The sequence below is a fragment of the Hoylesella buccalis ATCC 35310 genome, from assembly GCF_000177075.1.
Lineage (GTDB): Bacteria > Bacteroidota > Bacteroidia > Bacteroidales > Bacteroidaceae > Prevotella > Prevotella buccalis.
In genome coordinates, this window is sequence record NZ_ADEG01000090.1 from 147,222 (window position 1) to 156,192 (window position 8,971).

The 8,971-nt window shown below is 42.1% G+C and carries 3 protein-coding genes; all 3 read right to left on the bottom strand.

Annotated elements, in window-relative coordinates; genetic code table 11:
- Positions 1-13: 13 nt before the first annotated feature.
- Positions 14-3,295 (bottom strand): SusC/RagA family TonB-linked outer membrane protein, encoded by a 3,282-nt coding sequence (locus tag HMPREF0650_RS10150; protein WP_004350555.1) that lies wholly within the window; start codon positions 3,293-3,295, stop codon positions 14-16.
- A 413-nt stretch (positions 3,296-3,708) separates the two neighbouring features.
- A complete protein-coding gene (locus HMPREF0650_RS10155) occupies positions 3,709-5,403 on the bottom strand; it encodes a RagB/SusD family nutrient uptake outer membrane protein (RefSeq protein WP_004350556.1) in 1,695 nt (564 codons plus the stop codon).
- Positions 5,404-5,429: 26 nt separating this feature from the next.
- The gene (locus HMPREF0650_RS10160) at positions 5,430-8,702 is read right to left on the bottom strand and encodes a SusC/RagA family TonB-linked outer membrane protein (protein ID WP_245543499.1); all 3,273 of its coding nucleotides are present in this window, start codon (positions 8,700-8,702) and stop codon (positions 5,430-5,432) included.
- Positions 8,703-8,971: the final 269 nt, after the last annotated feature.

The following is an 8,971-nucleotide window of genomic DNA, read 5'->3' on the forward strand; positions in this document are numbered from 1 at the left end:
TGCTTTTTAAGAGTTAGAATACAGCTTGTACACCAAAAGACAATGTCCTTGTATACGGATAGCTTCTACCAAACGACCAGCTACTGTTTCCATAGCCAGCTTTATAATTTGTTGACTCAGGGTCTAACGGCAATTTCATGTTATCAAACTCAAACAAGTTTTCGCCACTGAAATATATTCTAAAGCTTTGGAAATAGGCCTTTTGTACCCATTTTGCCGGTAACGTATATCCCACCGTAATGTTTTTACAGCGTAGATAAGACATATCTTCTAAGAATCGAGTCTGCCGCAAATAGCTTTTACCATTTGATGTCCATGCCATGTTAACGGGGCGTGGATAGAACGCATCAGTATGTTCGGGCGTCCAATAATCCATTTGATGGTCAAAAGCAGCATCCATATATCCAGAGCCACCTCCTGCAATACCCACAGCACCGGTTGGCCAATAGTCGCGTTTTCCTACACCTTGGAAGAAAAGACTGACATCAAATCCTTTATATGATGCTCCTAAGTTGAAACTGTATTCAAAATTTGGAAGCTCATTACCAATAACAGACAAATCTCCATGGTCTTCTACGGTGTTTTTTCCGTATGTTATCTTATCATCTTTATCTAAATCTTTGTATTTTACATCTCCAGGTTCAAATTTGAAGTTTCCACTTTCAAACAGGGCTTGCGACGCGATACCTTTTTTGAGTTTACCGTTCTCGTCAAAGTCATCTTTTTGGAACAACCTATCGGATGTATAGCCCCATATTTCGCCTAACCTCTTACCTTGGTAATTGCCATAGATATTGCGGTCTTGGGCGTTAAATTTAGTAATCTCTTCCGTTACATGAGACAATGTTGCCCCCAACGAAATACCTAAGCCATTTTTGAATAAATGCTGATAACTGGCGCCCAATTCAAAACCTGTGCCCGTAAGTTCTCCGTAATTAACTTTTGGTACTTTCGCTCCAAACGTAGCAGGTAAGGCTTCTCCCGCGGTGTGCATGTCAGATGTTACACGACGATACCAATCAAACGTAAATTTCAAATCATTGTCGAAAAATGCAGCATCAACACCGAAATCTAACGTTGTAACTCGTTCCCATGTTAACGTAGGAGATATAACGGAAGGAGTATTCAGCGAAGCCATATTTTTACCTCCGACTACCCAACCCGAATAGTTCATCGCCATTACAGACATAAACGAATAAGGTGCCACATCTTGATTTCCTATGGTACCCCACGATCCACGTAATTTCAGATTAGACAACACAGGCGATGCCCAATGCATGAATTTTTCTTCTGACATACGCCATCCTGCAGATGCAGAGGGGAAGAAAGCAAACTTCTTTCCAACGGGGAAACGAGACGAACCATCATAACGAGCATTCAGCTCGAACAGATATCTTTGCATGTAATCATAATTAATACGCCCAAAGAAACCTGCTGCTGCGAAATGGGTATGATAGCTTGAACCTCTTTCAAATGAATACTGATCACCTGACGCAAGTGCTATTTCAGGAAGGTCTTGACTTATCAATCCCTGCCGTTTAGAGTGATGTCCAAGACTTTCACGCTTTTCCGCATCAAAACCACCCATCAACTTAAAATTATGCTTATCTAACAAGTCGAACTGGTAAGTTACATATCCTTTGAAAATATGTTGTGTGGTATACATGCTGTTTTGTGTTACGGCATCATGATAGCTGGAGTAGATTTGCTCGTAACTGTTGAAAGGAGAGGTTGCAAACATGTTGTATGCAAAAACTTTTCCTCCATTACGCTTCTGCGCATCATTAGCATACGAAAATGTATAATCAAAATTGACGGACAGGTTTTTCATAGGATTCAACTCAGTCCCCAAGTTGGCACGGACGTATGTTGAGGTGACGCTTTCCCGATTACCATTTTTGATATCTGTTACTGCCGAGCGGAATGGCTTTCCTTTGTAATCGGCGTACGGATACCAACGAGGCCAACGCAACAAATAGAACCAAGCATCATACTGTCCGGATGTAAAGCGGTAAGGCTCCTCTTTTTTAGAACGCGTCAGCAATATGTTAGAGCGTACTTTCCACCATTTAGTGATTGCCGTAGTAATATTACTGTGCAATGTGTATCTGTCATACTCGTCAGTGTTGAATTTCATAACGCCTTTTTGACCTAAGCGACTCAAACTGATATTATATTGCGTGTTCTTGTTCCCTCCAGTTATCGACAAGCTGTGATTTTGTTGTGGTGTCCACTTGTGGGTGAATTCCTTCACAGGGTCGAAAGAACGGTAAAAATACGTTTTGCCATTAACAATCTCAAAGTCGCGGCCTTCCTGCATCTCTCCCAATGCATCTTGCGACATACCGCCGTATTTCTGCTCCCATTCTTTGATTTTCTTGATGGCATATTGGTCTATGGTATAGCCAATATTGGACTTCTGAGTCAATTTTTCCGACTGCATGATTCTCCAGATATAGTCAGCATTATCAGAGGCGGAAGCCAATTTGGGCATGACGGTCGGTGTGTTCCATGCAAAATTATTAGAATAAGACACTCTAACTTTATCATTGGCAGCACCTTGTTTTGTCGTAATCAAGATAACACCCCACGCTGCTCGTGTTCCATAAATAGAAGCAGATGAGGCATCCTTAAGTACAGATATGGTTTCGATATCATCAGGATTGACCAGATTCAAGCTGGGTACTTCAACATTATCAACCAAAATTAAAGGAGACGTTCCGCTTGAAGCATTTAAAGAACCTATCGAACCACGTAGTTTAATGGTAGATTCCGTTCCTACGCCTCCTATCTTATTTGTAATGGTCAATCCTGGAGTAACTCCCTGTAAAGCTTTGCCTACATCTGTAATAGGCCTGCTGGCAATGGCTTCTTTTACATCAACATTAGCCACCGCACCTGTCAGGTTGGCTTTCTTCTGTGTACCATAACCCACAACAACTACTTCTGAAAGCTGTCCAGCATCTTCCTCAAGCGCAACCTGCATGTTGTCTCTTGCTCGAAGCGTTACCGTTTTGTACCCAACGTAAGAAATTTTAAGTTGCGTACCAGCCTCTACCGGAAGTGTAAAACGACCGTTTGTGTCCGTAATGGCACCTGTGGTTTTACCAACCACAACAATCGTGGCACCTACAATCGGCTCACCATGGGCATCGGTTACAACACCACGAACGGCTTGCTGTTGCATCATCACACCAGGCAAGTTCAAATCACTTGCTGATGCCAACATCGGTTGGGACGCAAAAGCACTACCTGCGACCGTAAGTATCGCACATAGATAATTTTTTGTTTTCATAGACCCAAAATTTAAGTTAATAATATATTTCTACTTTGAATATTATTCGCAGTAAGGGGTTAACGCATAGAATAGGTTGTGAGGTGTATCTGATTCGCACTGTTTCATTGCAATTACTTCCGCAGCAAATGTAGTGATATCACCTCAAAAATACAAATTTTATTTAAATTAATTTACGTTCCCAATTCATAAATAATGTTTAAGCGCACATTGGAGAGGCAAGTTTAGGCGTAATGGACATTTGGTAGGCTGGCTATTTCAGTCTACCAAATGTCCATTACACCAACTTTGCAGAAACATGGAAAGCATCCAACATTGGAGGCAACGTTAAAGAGCCACACAAATTCTTTTTATCGTAAGAACTTGCGTGGCTCTACCTGTGAAATGTAACATTCGTTACACTCAAGCACCAGTTACCAACCTGGATTCTGTTTCAATTCCTTATTCAGCGTTATCTGTCCTGTTGGAACAGGATAGAAATAATGCTTTTTGTCAAAGGTACGAATCTGCTTCAAAGTATTCGAACCAATCATATATCCATCGGCATTTACATCAACTTCAGGATTCTTCAAATACTTTAAGTTAGCGCCAAGATAGATATTGGGATGATTTTGTGAATCTAACAAATCAAGTTGATGCCAACGTATCAAGTCCCAGTAGCGATACCAGTTATCGAACATCAACTCGCAACGGCGTACTCGTCGGATTTCCCACAACAAGTTGCTAACATTCATGTTGTTAGCGGGGTCAGCCTCTGGAGTTGTTGTCATGTTTGGCAAGCCTGCACGCTTCTGTAAAAGGTTCACACTCTTATCCAAATCTGCTTGAGTTAGATTGCCTAACTCTGCTTTCGCTTCCGCATAATTTAAGTAAATCACAGACAACCAATAGATAGGACAATCGGTATATTGCTTTCCTATGTTGTTTCGGTCAGTGGTATTCATTTCCTTAGGGTTATCATATTTGGCTACACCATAACCTGTGGTCGAAGTAAATTCATTCGACCCAGCACGCGAATAAGGCTTTCCCTTAAATACCAAAACCGTATCTATAGTTACTGCCAGACGCTTATCACGCACTGCAAGCAAAGAATTGATGTTAAAAACACCATTTGCATCTGCCTGTACTGCATCGGTATTATCCAATGCGGTTGTAGCCTTTGGCTTTCCATCCAAGAATAAATAAGCATCAAAGGCATCCTTTGTCATACCGTGTGTACCACTGGTATTCAAGGTATAATCGACTGTTGAGTGCATTAAAACGTTCTGAGAATAAGGCTTGTAGAAAATGATTTCAGGATTTTTACTCAAATCTATCGAATTATAGATACCCTGATAAGAATCATTGAGTTTGTATCCCTTCTTCATCAATGCCTCACATGCCGACACACACTCATTCAAATACTTTTGGGCGCGTGCCACATCCGGACCTTTGCCAGCATTTTCTTTAGCAGTACGATATTTACAATAGGTTCCTTCAAATAAAGTAACATCCGCTTTCATTGCCAATGCCATATCGGCGGTAAAACGCTGTTTGTTGCTTCCCTGAATGTATTTGGCCGCAAAGTCTAAATCGTTTAGCACGCTATCCATAACAATATCGCGATCTACTCTCGAGCCATACAGCACGTCATTATCGTCAGTAGACACCACATGACCTACCCATGGCACGTCTCCATATTCTCTTACGAACTGATAATACTGCCAGGCACGGTTCAAACGTGCAATACCTTCATAGCTTTTCTTCACGTTATCAGCCAACGTTGAGTTTTTCAAACCCTGGATAATATAGTCGGCGCGTCGTATTTCTGTTAATGGATTTGACCAGTTACCAGAGGAAGAAACCACGTTGGTGTAAGACCACAAGTTATCGTGATAACTTACTTGGTCATCACTCAAGGTCTTAAAATAGAACCATCCACCACCGCCAGCGTTGCCATAACCTACATAGTTATTCAGGAAGTGGTTACACTGGTTGTCTAAGTTGCTGGAATTACTCCAATATGTTGGGGTATTGGTAAAGGTGTCGTACGGGCTGATGTCCAGAAAGTCATTACAACTCGACATCGCCACTATCAAACCAATACCTAAAATAATGCTCTTTTTCATAATTGCTGATTTTTAGGAATTATACACTATAAGGTTACTTGAACACCAAAAGAGAATGTACGCGTGATGGGTGCTGTACGTCCCCAGCCACCGTAACTCTCACCATCACCCGTGTTCACTTCTGGGTCTACAGGTAAATCGTGTCCTTTGTGTAACAAGAATAAGTTATTACCACTGAAGTAAATACGTGCTCTTTGGATATAAGCCTTCTGTGTCAGGGCTGTAGGAAGTGTATAACCAAGCGTGATATTCTTCAATCGTAGATACGACATATCCGTCAGATAGCGTGACTGTGGATAATAGTTATTCGATCCGTTGCTAATACCTGATACCGTACCGCCTCCATCATTTCCTGGGAACAAACGCGGGTAACGATTACCTTGATTTATCTCATAGCCCTTTATCGTTTTCCAATCATCCGAATAAAGCACCCTGTTATAACTATCCTGATGTGCATAAGATGCCAAGTCTGCACTACGCATCAACGGGAAGTTAAGCGATGAGATAGTCCAAGCATCACGCTTGCCAACACCTTGGAAGAACAAATCCAAGTCGAATCCCTTCCAATTACCACCTAAATGGAAGCTATATTCGTAACGAGGCAAGAAGTTTCCTATCACTTTCAGGTCGCCATGATCATCGGCAGTGCCTTTACCACCATCGATAACGCCGCTGCCATCTAAGTCTTTAAACTTAACATCACCAGGTCCATAATGGAAAGAGCCCTTCTCCAAGCCTTTTTGTGAGGCAACTCCCTTTGCATAGTTCCATGTTCCATCGGCGTTCCGTCCCGTGAAATCTGATTCTTCAAAATACCTATCTGTCTCGAATCCCCAAATATCACCATAAACCTTACCTGAGTAATTGGTATTCAACAGCTTCGCATCATTGCGCCACTCTTGTACCGTAGTCTTAGAATCACTCAAGTTAAAGTTAGCATATACATTCACCTCTCCGAAGGTGTGATTCCAGTTGATATTAAATTCCCAGCCACGTGTGCGCAGCGTTCCTGCATTTTGATAAGGTGCAGCGGCGCCTAATACGTCAGGCAAGACTTGCGATGGAGCTAACATATCTCGGTTTTCACGTTGGAACCAGTCAAAGCCCAGCATCAATTCGTTATTGAAGAAGCCTAAATCCAAGCCTAAGTCAATAGTGCGAATGCGCTCCCATGTCAAGGAATTAGCAACTAAGTTTGGCATATTATACATGGTCAGCTTATTAGCATTGGCAGCGTTGTTCTCTACCCAATACGCATAACGTGAATTCGTTTGATTGATGAGTTCTTCGAACATATAATTACCAATCGCCTCATTACCAATTTCACCAAACGACGCACGCAACTTACCATTGCTTACTACCTTCTTCAAAGGCTCAAAATAAGTCTCTTCAGAGAAGCGATAACCTGCCGAAGCCGATGGGAAGAAAGCCCAATGAGCATTGTGTGGGAAACGTGAAGAACCGTCATAACGACCATTCAGTTCTAAGAGATAGATGCCTTTATAATCGTAGTTCAATCGTCCAAAATAACCTGCCGAAGCCCTTGCTGAGTGCTCCCACTTAATGTCTTGTCCTTCTTGTGAAGCCAAATTCAATTCAGGCATTTGCTCATCGAACAAGCCACTACGTTTTCCATAGAGGTAAATATAGTCGGATTTCTCGGCATTCACACCAGCCATCGCTTTGAAATGATGATTTCCCCAACTCTTATCATAGTCCATATAAGCATTGAGTGTCCAAGTATTGCTCTTTGAATTGTCACGCCAAACAGTAGTTTGACTTGGGTTTACAATATATCCTGGCTTCACTCCACCCCAGTTAATACCATGAACAGAAAAGTCTTCAGAGCCACTATTCATGTTCTGTATCATATAGGTGAAATCGGCATTCAGGGTCAACTCTTTAGTTAAGTTAGCTTTTGCAAAAGTATTCAAGCGGGTTAAGTCAACCGTTGTACGACGGTCTGATGCCTGCTTCTGCATGGCGACCACACGCTGATCCAATCCATCTATTGTTCCTGAAGGGATAAAGAATGATCCCCAACGCCACAAATATTGATAGGTACTTGACCAGGTGTCAGGACGTTTGTACATCTTGCGCGTGAAATTGATGCGTGCACCTATTTGTAACCAATCAGTGACATTACTCGTAATATTAGCCGATGCGTTGTATTTGTTCAACTTGTCAGGATGAATTTTCATCAACCCCTGTTTTTCATCATAGCCAAATGACAAATAATAATTGGTTTTACCAGACGAGCCTTGTACTGAGAGTATATGACTCTGTGAAGGAGCAGCATTGTTAAAAAAGATTTTCTTGATATCCCAGTCTGCATAATAATAAGGTGTGGCACCTATCATGGCATAATCACCCACATTATCGTCACTGACATATTTTCTCATCTCGCCATAACCAATCTTGCCACCATTCTGTGCTTTCCATTTTTCAGCGTAAGGCAGAAGTTTGTCGAAGTACATACCAAACAATTCTACTTCGTACTGTCCTGCGTTGGCTTTTCCTTCCAAAGCCATTTTAAGTTGTGTCGGCACGTCGGGATAGTCTGGCAAATAGGTTGCTTGATCCCAAGAGAAGTTGTTGTTATACGTCACAGTGGTGCGTTCTGCAGGGTGTGCTCCCTTGGTTTGAATCAAGATAACACCGAAAGCAGCACGTGTTCCGTAGATAGAAGTGGATGCAGCATCTTTCAACACTGAAATGCTCTCAATGTCCTGTGTGTTCAGGAATGAGATATCATCCATAGGCACGCCATCTACGACAATCAACGGATTGCTCACCGCCTTGTTACTCAAGGTACCTACACCTCTAATACGCATAGATGCTTGCCCGTTAATACTACCATTCGATGAGGTAATAGTAAGTCCTGGCACTGCACCTTGCAGGGCTTTCGTCACGTCTTGTTGAGGACGGCCTGCCATGGTTTTACTCAAGTCAACCGTCGAGACTGCTCCCGTCAGGTTGGCTTTCTTCTGCGTGCCATAACCGACTACGACTACTTCTGACAGCTGGCCGGCATCTTCCTCAAGTGAAACCTGCATGTTGTCTTTTGCACGTACCGTCACTGTTTTGTACCCAACGTAAGAAATTTTAAGTTGAGTACCAGCATCCACAGAAAGTGTAAAGCGACCGTTTGTGTCCGTAATGGCACCTGTGGTTTTACCAACCACAACAATCGTGGCACCTACAATCGGTTCACCATGGGCATCGGTGACAATACCACGAACGGCTTGCTGCTGCATCATCACACCAGGCAAATTCAGCTCACTTGCTGATGCCAACATCGGTTGGGACGCAAAAGCACTACCTGCGACGGTAAGTATCGCACATAGATAATTTTTTGTTTTCATAGACCCGAAATTTAAGTTAATAATATATATCTCTACTTTGAATATTATTCACAGTAAGGGGTTAACGCATAGAAATAGGTTGTGAGGTGTATCTGGTTCACCCTGTATCATTGCAATTACTTCCACAGCAAATGTAGTGATATCACATCAAAAATACAAGTTTTATTTAAATTAATTTACGTTCCCAATTCATAAATAATATC